The following is a 16,562-nucleotide window of genomic DNA, read 5'->3' on the forward strand; positions in this document are numbered from 1 at the left end:
GACGAACCACACCGGCTAGACCGGACCGCCCTCGTCGCGCTGCGCGGGGCGCTGGTAGGCGGCGTGGATCACGAAGCTGCTGCCGCGCGGGATGAGGATCTCGCGCTCGCTACGGGCGTGGGACAGCGGCGCGGCGTTCAGCCCCGCGAATCCTTCGGGCACCCGGAACATGATGTACACGGGCCGGTCGTAGGGGGTGCGGGTACCGATCGAGGTCGAGATGTAGCTCGGCTCGGTGTGCACGGTTCCCACCAGGCTCGTGAACGTGCCGGGGTCGGCCACATCGATGCCCAGGTTGTCGGTGAAGCCGCTGTCGACCCCCTTGTGCACGATGATCGCCGAGGGCAGCGGCGAGGACGCGATCGCGGCGTCCACGTCGCGCACCAGGGAGACGAAGTCGTCGCGCCGGAACTCGCCGACCGCGCCGTGGCGCAGCCCCCGGTGGGCCAGCGAGTAGTCGGCACCGGTGTACTCGGACACCGCGTCCGCCCGCGCCGGGTCGGAGACCGCCGGGAGGTTGTCGTCGGACCAGCGGGAGGCAGCGGCGTCGTCGGAGAACCGCAGGGCGGCGTCCATGCCCGTACCGCCGGGCTCGTGCGGTCCTCCGTGCCAGACCGGCGCGGGGCCGAGCTCGTTGCGCACGTCCGCGTCACCGGTGAGGATCTCGCCCTCACCGTCGTCACCGGAGTCCTCGTCCGAGTCCAGGCTTCCCTCCGACTCGGAGTCCGTGTCACCGTCGCCGTGCCACGGCTGGGTTCGGGGGACGAACGCCGACATGACGGTGAGGTCGGTGGAGGGTGGGGCGAGCAGACCGTTGGGGGCGGCGAACGTCTTCGGGTCCAGGCCCAGCGGGGAGAACGGTGGTTTGGCGAGGCCGAACACGTCCAGCGGGCCGTCCGGGGGCGCGGTCGTGGGATCGGAGGCCGTGCTGTTCTGGGAGTCGTCGCCGGGTGTTTCGGGCGGCGGTGTGCCCTGGCCCGTTCCGTCGCGGAAGCCACCACCGCCACCGGTCCCGGGGCCGTCGCCCCGCTCATCGCCCTGACCGTCGTTCGGGTCGCCGGTGTCGGTCGGTCCCGTGGCCGGCGCCCCGCCCTGGTCGGGAGGGGGGACCACGACCTCGACGTCGACCGCCCAGAGCCGGAGACCGTTCCGGTCGAGTCCCAACTCTCGGACGCCGTGAATGTGGTACGTGGTGTCGCGGCGGAGGATGACCTCGTGCTCCTGGGGCTTGGCGACGCCCGGAATGCCGTACACGTTGAGCGCGGGGTAGCCCTGGGGCACCCTGATGGAGATCTGGAAGCGCCGGTTGGGGTAGAGCGGCTCGTGCGACAGAGAGGTGGACCCGAACCCGGGGTCGGTGAAGGTCCTCCCGACCAGGGCGTGCATCTGGTCGGGACGGTTCGGTGACGCGGCGAGGTGGGTGGTCAGCAGGTCGACGCCGCGGTAGAGCAGGAGCGGCTCGGGTGTGCGGGACCGGTCCAGCACGCCGTCCAGGGATGCCACGGCTTCCCGGACGTTCGGGTCGGCGTCGTTCTCGCTGACCCCGGAGCGCAGCGTCCTGTTGATCATGAGGTACTGCCCGCCCGTGTAGTCGAGGATGTGGGTGCGCTCGGTCTCGTTCACCTCGGGGGAGCGGAAGGTCTCGGTGAGGTAGGTCGCCGAGTCCTCGAAGGTGTCGAAGGTACGCACGCCCCCGGGACTCGGGCCCGATCCCTGTCCCGACGCGGGCGGTGCCGTCGATCCCTGGGCGGGCGGGTCGGTGGTCTCCAGGTTCAGCTCTTGCTGGAAGATCTCGCCGAGGGTCCGCGCGGGCGCCGGGGGCGCGTCCGGCGCGGTGGACGGGTTCGGCCGGGGCTGGGTGTCGCCCGACCGGAGGTCCTGGAGCTCGATGTCGGCGGGGTCGGGGGCCGACATGACGGTCACCTCGCCGGCGAACGGGTTCGCGTTCTCGCTCTCGGTGCGTGTGGTCGCGGCGGCCGGGAGCGCTTCCTCACCCGTACGGGGGTTCGGACGCCACTCCGGAGGCGGGGTCCACCCGTCCGGCACGACCTCGGCCTCGACCACCCAGTGCACGTTGTCGTACAGCTCGTCACGCACCGGACGCACGTCATGGATGACGAGGTTCGTCCCGCGCAGCAGCACCACGTCCGGGTCGTCACCACGGCGCGCGCCGGAGGAACCCGCGGTGTTCAGCACCGGGTGGCCCTCCGGGACCCGGATGACCACGTCGACGGGGGCGCGGTGGTCCAACGGCGGAGCACTGGTCGTCGTGGCGGTGAGGCCGGGCTCGGTGAACGTCTGACCGATCAGGCCGCGCATCGACTCCGGGTCCGTGAGGGACGCCCCGAACCGGTCGACGAACGTCGCATCCGTACGGTGGTTGAGGACCACCGGTGCGGAGACCCGTGACCGGTCGGTCAGCCCGTCGAGCGGTTCCACGCCCGTACGGGTGCGCTCGCCCGACGTCTCGGACTCGGGGCGGTCGCGCGACGCGTCGTCGACCGCCGACGCCTCGTCGCCGTCGCCCGTGGTGGTGGCCGTGGAGTCCGGGAACGGCGGCTGGAGCGGCGTGCTCGGACCGACACCGGGGTCGTCGTCATCCCGCCGGGCCGAGGGGCTCCGTGGAGGCTGGTCGCCGTTCCTGATCCGCTCGGCCTCGCGTCGTGCGTCCGCGGCCCGCTGGTCGAGCTGGTCCGCCTCCTGGTCGAACTGGATCGAGTTCCGCTCGTGGGTGGCGATCGCGGTGTAGGCGTCGCGCGTGGTCGCCCGGAATCTCGTGACGTCCTGCCGGGCTTTCGCCAGCTGGTGGTCCAGAGCGTCCAGCCGCGTCTGGAAGCGGGTGACGTCCTTCCCCGCCTGGGTCAGATCGTTCTGTAGGGCGGTGAGCTCGGTCCGGGCCGACCTGGCGTTCTCGGCGGCCTCGACCGCGTCGCTCTTCGCCCTGCCCAGCTGATCACGCATCGCGTCGGCGTTCCGCCGCGCTCGGACGTGCGCCTCCGCCGCGGCGTCGGCCTGGCGTCGGAGGTCGCTCGCCTGACGAACGAGCGTGTCGACTCGCGCACTCGCGCTGGCGTCCCCGGGCAGGCGGTCTTCGAGGTCGCTCTGGCTCTCGCGGAGTTCGCTCAGGAGGTCGTCGGGCCGTCTGGGGCGTTCGGGCGCGGAGGCGGTCGCCTCCTGGCCGGTCTCCTGGTCGGCGTCGCCCAACGCTTCGAGCCGCTCGCGGGTCTCCCGCAGACGTTCGGTGAGGGCTTCTCGGGCGGCGTCGGCCGCTTCCTCCAGGTCGTTGAGCCTCGACTCGAGCTGGGTGGCGTGGTCGGCGGCGCTCCGCGCGTTCGCCTCAGCCGTCTCGGCGTCCCTTCGGGCGGAATCGACCTGACCCGTGCGCGCGTCCCGGGTACGGATGGCCTCACCCAGGTCCCGCCGGGTGTCCGGGATGGATTCCCCGGGCAGGCCCCGGACACTCCCTTTCAGCCGCTTGGCGTTGTTCCGCGCGGTTTTGGCCCGGTTCTGGAGCTCCGGGATCCGCTGTCTGAGGCTCTGCGCTTGGCCCCTGAGCTCCTCGGCGCGCTCGTGCAGGCTCTGGGCGTCGTTCGACAGCCGCTCGGCCTCGGCCAGCCGCTGCCGGGTGGCGTCGTCCGTCGGCTCCAGGTTCAGGTTCGAGCGGACGGTGTCGAGGAGGTTCGCGTCGCCTCGGGTGTGCGTGCCCGGGGGCGCGGCGGGCGTGTCGGTTTCGCCCTCCGTCGGACGGGGGCCGGTCCCGCTCTCGTCCTGGGCCGTCGCCCTCCCCTTGCCCTTGGGGTCGGGGATCCGCGTGTCCTCGGGGTTCTCGGCGGCGTTCCGCGTGTTCCTGAGGGCCGTCGTCCAGTTGTCGATGGCGTCGTTGAGGCCCGTCAGGGCCTGGTCGAACACGGCCTGCTGCGCGTCGTAGCGCTGCCGGGCGGCGGCGCGGTCCGGGCCGTTGACGGCGTCGTCGGCGAGGTGCTCCATCGGGCGCCGTGCGTCGGAGTAGGCCGTCTCGGCCTCGGCGAAGGTCTGACGCGCGGCGTGCAACGCGTTCAACGTCGGCCGGAGCAGGTCCGCTTGGGCGCGGGTGATGACGCCCATCCGGATCGCGTCGGCTTCGGACACCCATCCGGAGAGCCAGATGGTCGTCTCCCCTAGCTGCCAACGCGTGGGCCTGCTCAACGAAGGGCCGGTGCCGCCCGCGCCCGTCAGGGCGTCGAGACGGGGGAGCTTCGTCGCGGCTCCGACGGCCCACCTGGTGGGGATCTTGACCAGGTAGGCGGGCCCCAGACGGAGACGGTCAGACCGCGGGTAGCGCTTGACCGGCTGGGTGGAGCCCTGACCGGATCCGTGCGTGTGAGAGGAGCCGTGGCCCCCGAGGCCGCCGGTGTAGATCCCCTCGTGCCGGTCGTAGTCGTGGATCGGCTCGGTGCTCAACCCCATGGGGCGGAACGGGTCCAGGACGCCCCCGGTGGTGGAGGACGTGCCGCGGTCGTGGCTGTCGCCGCCCTTGTCGGTGAGGTTGTCGCTGATCCTGACTCCGGGGATCGCGTCCAGGATCTCGGAGTCGGACACGTCCGGAAGCGCCTTGACGCTCCAGTCGGTGCGACCGATGGTCAGCAGCTGGACCCCGTCGTCGTCGCGCGAGGCGGTCGGGTACAGACCTTGGAGGGCGAGGTCGCCCAGGGCCAGGTCGACCGCGTTGGAGCGGGTGTCGAGCTTGAGTTCCTTGGCTACGTGGGCGCGGGCGCCGTTGATCGCCTCCGGGGTGTAGGAGCCGTCGCGCACGGCGTTGTCCGGCGGTGTCCATCCCAGCGATTTGGCGAGGACGATGGCGGCGGTGTCCCGGATCGGCTGCCCGTGGTCCTGCGACGCGATCGGCAGGAAGACGACGTCGTCCGTTGGCGGGATGCTGCCGGGGAAGGCGTTGCGCGTGTTCGTCGCCCAGGTGCGCATCATGTCGTTCAGCGACGCGAACGACGTGTTCACGGGGTGCTCGGGCGCGGCGCCGGTGTGGCCGTCCTGGGGCTGGCCGTCCCGGGCGTCCGTTGCCTCGGCGTCCGTGCTGGTGGCGGGTGACTGCGTGAAGGTCAGATACGAGAACAGGTACAGGGTCTCGACCTCACCGCCGTCGCCGTGGCCGGTGAACGTGGTGCGTCGCGCGCCGTCGGAGGCGCCGGAGGCGGGCTTGGAGACCTCCAGGGTGAGGCCGAGGCGGGTGTCCTGGATGATCTTGGCGTACGGATGCTGCATCTGGATCTCGACCGTACGGGCCGACGCGTCCGAACCGCCGCTGTTCGTGCTCTCACTCACACCCTTGTTCAGCCCGGCGTTGGGCGCGAAGAACAGCGGACGGCTGCCCGGCTGCTCGGTGGGACCGCTCTCGTCCCCCTGGTAGGGCAACGGCGCCAGCAGCGTGCCGTCCATGCCCAGCGCGCTCGACGTGCCGTGGCTCTCGCCTCTCCCACTGGTGTCGGTCCAGGTCCGCGACTCGATGTAGTCCCCCGCGAACGAGACGAACCGGGTACGCGTACGGGTAGCCCGCAGATCCACGTACACCCTGGCGTCGGTGGACAGGTGCGCGTCGCCCTGGATCGGACGGACCCGGACCGGGACGGGCAGCGACGTCGCCGGTTTGTCGCCCAGGTGGGTGGTCAGGGTGTGCAGGAGGTGTTCGCGACTGTCACCGGTCAGTTCCAGGCCGTCGCTCGCCAGGTCGTCGACCAGGTGTTGGATCGCCTCGTGGGGATCGGCCGGGCGCATCTGGCGCCCGGTGTTCTCGAAGCCCGGACGCACCACGAGATCGTCCGGCGTCTTCGGGTTCGGTTGGAAACCGAGTGCGGGGCCGTCCTCGGTGTCGTCGACCGCGTCGTGGACCAGGTTCTCCGTGTGGGCGTCGAGGGCGTGCACGTACCCCGAGACCAGGTTGTCCACCGGGACCCGCCAGCCGCGGAAGACGGTGCCCCGTCGAAGGGGCGGCCCGATGGTCCAGTTCTTGGCGAACTCGACCGCCTGGGTGATGTCACCGGACCCGCGGAACGCGTAGGACCACGCGGTCTGCGGGATGAACAGCACGGACGACGAGAATTCGTGCGACCGGGTGGTGGATCTGGTCACGTTGCGGGGTGTGAAGCCGAACGAGGGGCCGATGATGGGGATGGGGCGAATCGCCTCGCTGGGCAGGGAGCCCTCCCCGGGCGGGGGGTTGGGGTTGTCGGCGGCGCCGACGCCGACACGTCCGGTCAGGGTCGTCGGCGCGAAGTCGTGGACGGACAGGCCGACCTGGGCCCTGCTGTTCCACCAGATCTGCGCCTTCACGGGGAAGAAGACGAGGACCGAGTCGACACTGACCAGGGTGGCGACGGTCGCTCGGACATCGTGTGGGGAGGGCAGCCCGCCGCTCATCTCCTGCCGGGCACGCGCTCCGGACGGCGAGGTGGCGCTGGTGTCGGTCGCCAGGCTCTGTCCCGACAGCCGGTTCTCGAACAGGAGCCGGGAGGCGGGTCCGTCGGTGAGGAAGTGCCGGAGCTCACGGGTGAAGTCGGAGGGATCGAGGAAGCGCTGGAGCCACCGGGTGAGTCCCGGGGGCCGGCCGGTGGGATCGGCGCCGAAGGTCTCGTAGGTCCGCGCGACCAGACCCATCCGCCCCGGACCGTTCCCGAGGTCGGTGTTGACGTGCTCGATGGTGCCGTGTTTGAGGAACGCGTCGGCCCGGCGCCGGGACAGGTCCGGGGCTGGTCCAGGCGTGCCGGTCGACGGCCCGGCCACCGGATGCGCGGGAACGAACCCGCGTTGGATGATGTCCTGGACCTGGTCGGCGCTGAGCGGTGCCGGGTTCGCGGCCCGTGGGGGTGCGGAGGCGCCGGCCGGGGTGGGTGTGGGGGTCACGCCCGGCGGTGACGCCACCCTGGGCGTGGTCACCGTGGTCAGGGCGTCCAGGCCGTCGTCGCCGAGCAGTGGGATGCCGCGCTGGCGGAGCGACGTGTCATCGGTGACCTGCCCGAGGTCGTCGTGCTCGTACAGGCGGGCGTCGAACCTGGTCTCGGTGGTCCACACGTCGTTGCCACCGGAGAACATCACCCGCTCCTCGGTGGAGTGGGTGCGGCTCTGTCCGATGCCGCGGCCGCTCCCGTGCGCGAAGGTACCCGAGACGTTGGGCGTGGTCATCGTCGCCGGGACGCCGCGCGCGTCGGCGCCGCCGTCCTCCCGGAGGTTCGCGCCCACGGTGGCGGTGTACGAGTGTGAGTTCGAGCGGTTCAGATCGGTGCTGATCCCGGACGATCCGCTGAGCCGCGTACCGGAACTCGCCTCCGACTCCGTCACGTGACGCAGGGCGCCGAAGTCGGCGGTGACGCGCACGGCCACGAAGTCGGGGCGGGTGAACTCCTCGAACGTGACCCAGGAGGGCGGGTCGATGGAGGCGCTCTCGGTGAGGTGGACCACGATGCCGTCGGCGGTGAGGTCGCCGCGGTCGCTCTTGAGTTTGGACTCCGCGACCGCGGCGAGGACGCGCAGGGTGTTCTCCCGCGCGACGTCGTAGTCACGGCGAAATCCCCAGTGTTCGCGGAAGGAGCGCTCGAAGTAGTCGGCGTTCTCGTTGCCGGGGCGGCGGGCGTAGTCGCGGCCGGTGCGGGCCATCTCCGGGATGACCATACCGGGGCGTTGCGCGGCGATGGAGGTCAGGATCCGGTGTCCCAGCTCCTGGGGGACGGTGCGCCCGTCGGAGTTCGTGGACGTGTTGGGGGCGGGGTTGGCGACGTCCGGAGGCCAGCCGAACCGCTGGATGTTCGCACCGCTCAGGTCGGTGAGCCGGTCGCCGCGCAGGTTCGGGAACGGGGGAACCTTGGCCGGGGCGGTGGTGTGACCCGTGGCGGGCGCGGGGGCGGTGCTCTGGTCGGCGGTCCGCTGACCGGTGTCGGCGGTGCTGCTCTGGCCCTGGTCTTGCGGGGTGTCGGCGGTGGTCGTCGGGTGGTCGTCGGCGGACGCGGTCAGGTCCCGCAGCGCCTGGGCGTCCTCCAGGGTCAGGATGTCGACGGACCTGCCGTGGAAACGGTGGATCTCGCTCTCGCCCTCGAACCGCACGTAGAAGTCGCGGTCGACGTCGTAGGCCGCGTGCTGCGATGAGCCGTGCGTGAAGGGGCTGGAGGTCGCGCTCTGGGTGCGGGTGTTCGAGGTGTTGGATCCGTGCGTGAACGCGTACTCCAGGAACGGGACGTCCAACCGGACGCTGCGGCTGTTGGGCAGGTCGATGTGCAGACCGAAGCCGCCGCCGCCCGTGACCGAGAAGCCCTTGCTGCGGTTCACCGACGAGAAGGTGCTCTTGGTGGAGGTGTTGTTGCGCAACAGTTCCAGCAACGACGGCGAGTCGTCCTTGCGCGTGTAGGACGTGGGCACCGACCACATCGTCATCATCTTCGTGCTGACGCCGTCGGGTCCGGTGACGCTGATGGTCGACGGGGTGCTGGTGATCTGCGGCAGGTGGTTCTGGATCTGGTCGGGGTGGAAGCCGCGCTCCATCATCCCCCGGAACTCGTCGAACCGCTTCCGCCGCCGGGCGTCGCCGCCCGGTAGGTGCTCCATCAACCACTGCGAGACTCTCGTCGTGGGGTTGACCAGCAGGTGGTCAGCGATCCACGGTCCCAGATCCGTGTGGGTGGAACCGGGGCCGCCGTCCGAGTCGGCGCCGACCGGGGTGATGTCGCCGACCCGGATGGGGTGGCCGACGCCGCTGTGGTTCACGACGGTGCGCGGTGGCTGCCCGGGGGCGGGGGTCGGGCCCGTGTGCAGTCGGATGTTCCGGGGCATGTCCGGGTGGGCGACCACCTCACCGGGCAGGTTGAGGAACAGGCCGTTGGTGGACCGACCGTTGTAGACGCGCGGAGCGGGGGCGGCGCTCGACCCGTCGGCGGGGGCGTCCGCCGCGGGCGGGGCGGCCGGGGGCGTGAGGATCAGGGTCATGTTCAGGTCGGCGACGTAGAGTTCGGGCGCGTCCAACTGCCAGATCTCGGTGTCGCTGTTGGCCGCGGTGGACGCGCCGCGACCGCTGCCGCGCACGCGAGCGCCGCCCCGCGCGCCCAGGGAGACCAGGGGACCCGACCTGGCCACGCCCCAGTCGGTGACGTAGAGGGGGCTGACCGTGAACTTGGCGCCGAACGACTTGCTCCCGCCGCGGGACCCGCTGTCGCTGGCGTTGACGCCGACCCCCGCTGATTGGGTGCGCAGGAGCTTGGTCGGTGTGCCGTCGCCCAGGGGGCGGGTCGGGACCTTGCGGAAGTCGCCGTCGGCCGGGGTCAGCACGAGGGTGGCCGACCACGTCCCCCCGGGGCCCTCGACCCGTACCGTGGTGCCGCCGGGCCCGAGGAAGGGACGAGTGCCGCGGTCCTGGGAGACCTCCGCGAACGCGTCCAGGAACGGCTGGTGGTCGTCGGGGGTCAGGCCGGGCTCGGCGCCGAGGCTGTCCGCGATGAACGCGTCGGCGTGCTCCGCACCGGACATGTGCGGGCCGACCAGGTTGGACGCCGTCAGGTAGTCCAGCTGGTAGGTGGGCCCGTCGGGGTCCGTTCGGAGGCTGCCCTGGTACTCGGTCGGGTTCGGTGCGGGCGGGGTCGTTCCGTCGGGCGGGGCCGACTGTGTCTGGTTGGTGTCCTGGTTGTCGCCCTGGGTGGTCCGTGCGGGTGGGGGCGCCTGCTGATCGCTGGTCGAGGTGGGGGGAGCGGGCGGGTCCTGGGTGTTCTGCGTGACTGGGGTTGCCTGCTGATCACTCGTCGAGGTGGACGGAGCGGGCGGGTCCTGGGTGTCGTCCGGGGTGCTGCCCGAGGTCGTCTGCGTAGCCGGGGGCGTCTGCCGATCGCTCGTCGTCGGTGCGGCCGCCGGAGGTCGCTGGTCCGACTGCTGCTGGCTTCCCTGGGGAGTGCCGCGGCTGGTCTGCTGCTGCGGTGTGCTGGCGCCGTCGGTTCGCGGTCCGGGACCGGCGGGCGTGTTCGTGGTCGCGGGCGCCTGTGTGACGGGAGGAGCCTGCGTGACGGGAACGGGAGGGGCGGTGTCGTCGGCCGCCGAGTCCTGGGGCGGGTCGGTCGTGATGTCGGTCACGGCGAAGACCTGGATCTCCTCGGCCGTCCAGGGGAGGGGCGACTGGGGGAGGTCCAGGCCCGTCTTGGGGTCGAGGAGGGAGAAGTCGGGGGTGAGGAAGGAATCCTTGGGGTTGAGGAGGTCGAGGATGGACAGGGGTGGTGCGAACGGCGACGGTGCGTCGGTCGTGCGGTCCGTGTCGGGGTCGTCGTAGAAGCCGTCGTAGAGGTCGGTGAGCGCCGGGTCGGTGGTGAGACCGGAGGAGAAGGACGTGACGTAGGGATTGTCCTGCGCGGACACGTCCCCGAGGCCCGGCACGTCCTCCCGGGTGCCCGCCGCGCCGTTCTCGCCCGTGCGATCGCCCGCACCCCTGTTCCCCGTCCCGGTCGCGTCGTCGCCGCGCCCCGGAGCGCTGCCGTCCGCGGCGGGAGTGTCGGCGGTCGCCCTGGTCTCCGAGCCGCCGTCGGTGTCGAGGACGGCGTCCCCGCCTCGGGTGTCCGCCTCGTCGCTGGGCTCCGCGTCGCGGCCGTCCCCCGTGGCGGCGTTGCCCGGCGCGCCCTCGTCCTCGCGGTCGCGGCCGTTGCCGCCGCCACGGTTGTCGGAAGCGCCCCCGTTCCCCGTGTTCCGGTTCGCACCCGCGTCGCCCGTCGCACCGGTCTCCGCGGTGACGGGGTTCGCCGTGCTGTCGTCCGACTCCTCGGAGGAGGTCGATTGCGGTCCGGTGAGCGGCGGCGGCAGACCCGGACCACCGCGCAACCCGTCGATCCCCGCGACGGAGGCGTCCGTCACCACGGTCTGCCCCGCGGCGTTGGTGGCGCCCGCGCTGGCGGAGAACCCGGAGGCCTTCCACGTGCCGTCCAGGGCGGCGCTGGAGACGCCCTCGCCGAGGTAGCCCTCCAGGGCGCCGCTGCTCGCGCCGATGCCGAGCTGCTTGAGGTAGGCCCCCGTCCCGGTCTGGGATTCGCGGATGCCCTTCACCAGGGTGTCCGGCACCGTGTTGGCGAGATGGTCCCGCACGGGCGGCGGCAGCGCGTCCCCCAGGGCCCGGCTCAGGTGGTCGGAGACGTCGTCCCTGGCCCAGTTCCTGGCGAAGGCGTCGGCGTAGCCGCTGCCCAGGTTCCTGGCGACATCCGAGCCCAGTTCCTCGCCGAAGTGCTTCTCGAACAGGTCGGCGAAGTCGTCGCGGAACCGGTCGGCGCTGGCCTTGCCGAACCAGCTGGTGATCCCGGGCACGTCGTTGTTGGCCCAGGGGACGCCGAGTTCGTCCCTGTGGTGGTTGAAGACGTCGGCCAGGTCGTTGTTGAAACCGGGGCCCGTCGGCGCGTCGTCCGGGAGCGCCTTGGGGTTGGTGATCGGCGGCGGGTCCGGGAGGCCGTTGAGATCGAGGATGTTCTTGTTGATGAGCTTCGCGATCTGGCCGCCGAGCAGGATGTCGATCCCGCCCGACAGAGCCGCGGAGACCAACCCCTCGAAGACGGCGCCGACGTGCGCGCCCTCGGTCAGCTTGTGGTCCCACCCGTCCCGCGTGCCCATGTCGATCTGGATCCGCTGGATGATGCTGTCCATGCTCGCGAAGATCTGCGAGATGGCCAGGTGGCCGGGGACGGTGAGCAGCAACCAGGCGAGGATGCGCCGGATGGCCATGCTGCGGATGAACCGGAAGACGGGGATCCACTTCAGGGAGGCGCCGAACGTCCAGTAGGCCATCGCGATCGCCCACGCGATCTCGAGGATGAGCTGGATCAGCTGGCCGAGGACCATCGCGGCCATGTACTCGACGTTGGCCGCGGCCTTCCTCAGCTCCGTGCTCAGCGTGGCCGTGATCTCCCCGACCTTGCCGACGTAGTTCGTGTCCCCCGTGGTGAACGCGGCGACCGAACGGTCGAAGTAGTCCGCCGCCGCGCCGGAGAAGGTGGCGCGGACCCGGCGGCGCACCATCTCCAGGATGTCCATGAGCTCCTGGGTGACGCGTCGGCCGACGGTGTCGTAGAGGTCCGCCAGATCGCGCAGACGCGGGCCGTTGCCCGAGGGCAGGACCATGCCGGTGAACGTGGCGAGTGTGTACCGGGCCCAGTTGTCCATGTAGGGGTCGAACGGCACGCGACGTCACCTCCCCCGGACCGCCGACCGTGCGCGGAGGCACGGATTCGTCCTCTACCTGTGCACCTGCTGGCCCAGGCCGACCGGTGAGGCCGGTTCGGACGAAGGTAGCACCGCCGCACCCGGATGTGGAAGTGCTTGGGAGTGAGTTTCTGTTTACCTGTTTCTATGTGGTATTAGTTGTTCACGCTCCGGACGCCACACATCCGGAGAGCGCGCGGCGTTCTCGAACCGCCACCCCTCCACGACGTCGAGCGCACCCACCCGGGCCTTCCGGACCGTGAAATGAGGAGACCGGGAAAACCGTGGGAGGGTGATGGCCGTTCAGCCCTCCTGGTTACGAGTGGGCAACTCCTGAAGTGTTGAGCGCAGCGAAGATGACAGTGGTCAGCGCAGTGGAGATGTCAGCCTTCGAGCTCTGCCACTTACGGTTGGGGCGCTTCGGTGCGCTGTGAGAATCTTGGGCTCGGATGTGCTGCCATGACCACGACACGAAAGGACAGCGTTGCCGACTCCACATGAAGACGACCGGGTGGCCGTACACGTCTACCCCCAGGAAGACGGCACTTACGAGCTGCGGATCGTGGTGCTCCGTCAAGAACGGGATGCCACTCTCGCCGTGCTGAAGGAAGCCGGTGTCGAGCAGCCACAGGAGTTGCTCCAGGAGTCGGAAGTCGTCGCCACAATCACGGCCTTCCTTACCTCGGTCGGCACCCTGGGGCTGAAGGACGTCCTAATCGCGCTCATCCAGAAGAACAAGGACAAGAAGTTCACGATGACCACGGTGGACACCGAGGTCGAGCTCACTGGCTACTCCGCCAAGGAGCTGACCGACGTTCTCAAGACCTTGGGTCTATCCACGAGTTCCGAACCGCAACCGGACGCCGAGGTTGAAGCATCCTGACCGACCTCCAAGCAAAGGATGTCGCCGCTCAGTATTGGCTGCGTTTCCACTGACATCCCCGCTGCGCTCAACAGAAGCTGCGGGGAGCCGCCAAGTACGGGGCCAGGTCCGACCGGAGTTAGCGTGCGTCCAACCGTCACACCGTGACGCCTGATGAACGCGAACGGCTAGGACGAACGCTGCTGGAGCCGGGCCTGCTGCGCGCGGAGGCCGGCGAGCCATTGCGGTACCTGTCCGGTCCGCTCCCGCCACGCCGCCGTGCGGCACCGCGGCGAGCAGTACACCGCGTCCGACCTTCGGCTCACGGTCACCCACCATCTCCGGCCGCACACCGGACAGGCGGCTGACGGGTACTGCGCGCGAACCTGGCGGCTGCTCGGCCCCTGGGCGATCCCGGCAGCGACCAGCTCGGCGACGGCCGCGGCGTAGGCCTGCGAGGAGCGGCGCCGTTCCCTCCAGGCCACCGCGCGGCACGCCGCGTCGCAGAACCGGCGCGAGGCCCGCACTCCGGCGGGAAGCGCGGCCCCGCATCCGGCACACCGGCGCGTGCTCGTGCGGCCCATACCCGGGTGATTCCCTCAGCGTGGTCGCTCACGCGGCGAGGCCGACGTCCTGCTCGGGCGGGGCGAACCCGGGGTACCAGCGAGCGAAATCGTCGGCCAGGTCGCCGTTGAGCACCCGGGTGCGCACCTGGAGGAGGAGGTGGGCGCCCCGCGGGGACCAGCGCATCTGCTGCTTCTTGACCACGCGGCGGCTGATCACCTGGTTGACCGCGGACTCGGCCGAGGCGCTGGAGACCGCCTCCCCGCACCGGTGGCGCTCGCCGTAGTTGGGGATCTGGCCCCGGTTGGAGGCGATGTAGCCGCAGAACTCGCTGATGCGTGTCAAGAACGCCCGCTGCTTGTCGGTGGCCTCCTCGGCGCACACCGTCTCGGAGTCCTCCACCAGGTCCTCGATCAGGTCCAGAGCCCGGTAGGTGTTGCCGTGCCACAGGAAGTGCTTGATCCGCTCCAGGTCGGCGTCCACCCGGACGGGGTCGATGGTGAACACCTCCTCGTCGACGTCGCCGGGCGGGGGCAGGGAGCGGGTCATCTGCCGCAGCACGGTGATGCGCATGGTGACGTGGAACCAGTCCAGGTAGTACTCCGCTTGCGGGTTGAGGAAGGCGGGCAGGTCGCGGATGTCCTCCCCGCCGTCGGTGAGGAACACCACCTGCTGGTTGTCGGCCATGCCCTGGGCCTTGAGTACCTCGTACAGCCGCCGCTTGGGCTTGTGGTCGTAGGTCTGCACGAATGCGAACGTCTTGGCGTCCCCGCCGCCGGTGGGCGTCGACCGGCCGGTGACGACCTCGAACCAGCCGTCGCGGCGGGAGGTCTGGTTGCTGGAGTGGACGTAGCCGCCGTCCAGGGTGACCACCAGCGGCAGGCCGGGGCGGGGCAGGTCCTCCCAGTCGCGCGGACAGGTGTCGATGAAGCTGGTGTGCTCCTCGCCCAGCTCCTCCTCCAGCCGGGTCGCGGTCTGTTCGACGTGCTGGCGTACCGCCGCGGCCTGGAGCTCGCGCCCCAGCGGGAACGTCTCGCCCAGCAGGGCGGCGTACTTGGCCTCCCAGAACAGCAGTTCGGGGGTGGTGCGCTCGGGCAGCAGTACCGTGAGCGGGCTGACCGTCGCCGCCTGGTCTGCGCCACACCGGCACGCCAGGTAGCGGGGGCTGTCCAGGTGCAGGGTGCCGAACAGGGTGCGCAGCACGATCTGGTGGGAGTCCTTGGCACCACGGCGCTTCCCACACGTGGTGCAGGTGCGCGCCGTCTCCACCGCCGTGCGGGCTTGGGCGGCGACCATGTCCCGTTGCAGGGCGGCCAGGGCGCGGTTGAGTGCGCCGCGGTCGAAGTCGTCCAGGCCGGCGTAGCGCACCAACGTGTCCATCTCCTCGCGCCGGTCGGCGAGGAGCGCTCTGGCCGCCTGGTCGTCGGGGGCGTCCATCACCTCGGTGAGGAACTCGGCCAGGCGGGCGGCGATGACGACCTGGGGAAGGTCGCGTCGCAGCGCCAGGAACGCCTCCGCGTCGCGGCACTCCTCCGGGGGCGCCTGGCGGGCCCCGCCGGTGCACACCGGCAAGATCCGGCCCCGTGTGCGGGGCAGGAGTTTCTCGACGCGGATGTCGTGCCGCCAGAAGGCGAAGAGGTTGTAGGTGTAGGTGTAGGTGAACCGCTCGCCGGGCCGGAAGGCGAAGTCGGCCAGCCGCACCTGGTGGGCGTCGTGGGAGAAGCCGACCGCGCCGAGTCGGCCCAGCCCGTACTCGACACCGTGGATGGTGAACCGGTGCAGGTACCCATCGCTCCAGCCGAACGCGGTCTGGAGGATCTCGTGCAGGTCGGCGATCGTCGCTGAGTCGGGGACGAGCAGGCGGCGCCAGATCAGCGGGCTGATCCCGCTCAACACCACCCGCAGTTGGTACACCGCGTCCTGGTCCACACCCCTGATTGTCGCCGGGAGCGCCCCCGTCCGCCGGGGTTTCTCCGAATCCGGGACCCTGTTGCGAAACCAGGGAATCGCACAGGTCGCTCGAAGACCCGCGCCGAAGGAGCCGAGACGCCCTCCAGTGTTGCGGAACCTGTTGGGGAAACACCTGTTGCGAAACACGGGTACGGTGGCGACTTCCGCATTAGGTTGCCGGGTATGGGCCTCGGATACGCGCGCGTGAGCACCACCAAGCAGGACCTGACCCGCCAGATCGACGCCCTGAACGCCGAGGGCATCGACGACGGGCGGATCTGGGTGGACAAGAAGACCGGCGCCACCGTCGACCGCGACGGGCTGGAGGGTCTGCTCGCCTACGCCCGCCCCGGCGACACCGTGGTGGCCCACACCCTGTACCGGCGGGTTGGAACGAGCAATTGTCAAGACTTGTGGACTGGGCATGAAGTGACATCAGTGGCAGGTCCCTGCACAGAACCCGTTCGTGGGGCTGACGGGCATGGGTCACAAGAGCCGGACAAGATTGTCGACGACGTAGGTCGGCTCGCGCTGGGTGAACAGGTTGGGTGCTGGTGTCCCACTGAGATATGCGACGTTGACGACCCACTTCTCGTACCACCACTGGTGAGAGTGGCAACTGCAGCCGCTCGGCGTGAAGCGGCCGTTGAACCGCCAGCGTCCGCGCTGCCCGGGTTCGAGTGTGAAGAGTTGCCGGGGCCCATATGCCGGCGACCGCGCTGCCGGGGGCGAGACCACCACATGCAGTCGGCCTTCGGCTTCCGTCAGGAACACCCCGCGGGTGACCGGGGCGACAGCACCGCAGACCGCGATGGCGTCACGTGTTTTCCCGTTCACACCGGCGACGCCCCAGTGAAGCTCTTCGCTGATGTCGGTCCTCCGGCGGACCGGCTCCCCACCAGGGCCCCGGAGTTCTCGCGCTTTGCCGGAGAAGACGCGAACGCCGGATTCGAGCAGGTCGGGCAGGGATGACCGAACCCAGACACGCGAAAAT

Annotated in this window: 5 protein-coding genes; 2 read left to right on the forward strand and 3 right to left on the reverse strand. The window is 70.6% G+C overall.

Annotated features, from left to right (window positions below; all coding sequences use genetic code 11):
* Positions 1–15: 15 nt before the first annotated feature.
* On the reverse strand, positions 16–12,171 hold the full coding sequence (locus tag AB0I72_RS08860; RefSeq protein WP_358564561.1) for an ADP-ribosyltransferase: 12,156 nt from the start codon (positions 12,169–12,171) through the stop codon (positions 16–18).
* A 532-nt stretch (positions 12,172–12,703) separates the two neighbouring features.
* On the opposite strand from AB0I72_RS08860, the gene AB0I72_RS08865 reads away from it, so the two are divergent.
* The gene (locus tag AB0I72_RS08865; protein WP_358564563.1) at positions 12,704–13,075 is read left to right on the forward strand and encodes a hypothetical protein; all 372 of its coding nucleotides are present in this window, start codon (positions 12,704–12,706) and stop codon (positions 13,073–13,075) included.
* A gap of 167 nt (positions 13,076–13,242) precedes the next feature.
* Here AB0I72_RS08865 and AB0I72_RS08870 read toward each other — a convergent pair whose 3' ends face one another.
* Positions 13,243–13,638 carry a hypothetical protein gene (locus AB0I72_RS08870; RefSeq protein WP_358564565.1) on the reverse strand — a complete coding sequence of 132 codons (396 nt, stop codon included), beginning with the start codon at positions 13,636–13,638 and terminating at the stop codon, positions 13,243–13,245.
* A 28-nt stretch (positions 13,639–13,666) separates the two neighbouring features.
* Entirely contained in the window at positions 13,667–15,547 is a 1,881-nt protein-coding gene (locus AB0I72_RS08875) for an ISKra4 family transposase (protein ID WP_358564567.1), read from the reverse strand.
* Positions 15,548–15,772: 225 nt separating this feature from the next.
* On the opposite strand from AB0I72_RS08875, the gene AB0I72_RS08880 reads away from it, so the two are divergent.
* Complete coding sequence (locus AB0I72_RS08880) at positions 15,773–16,540, forward strand: recombinase family protein (protein ID WP_358564569.1); 768 nt, start codon at positions 15,773–15,775, stop codon at positions 16,538–16,540.
* Positions 16,541–16,562: the final 22 nt, after the last annotated feature.

The organism is Nocardiopsis sp. NPDC049922 (genome assembly GCF_040660275.1).
Taxonomy (GTDB): domain Bacteria; phylum Actinomycetota; class Actinomycetes; order Streptosporangiales; family Streptosporangiaceae; genus Nocardiopsis.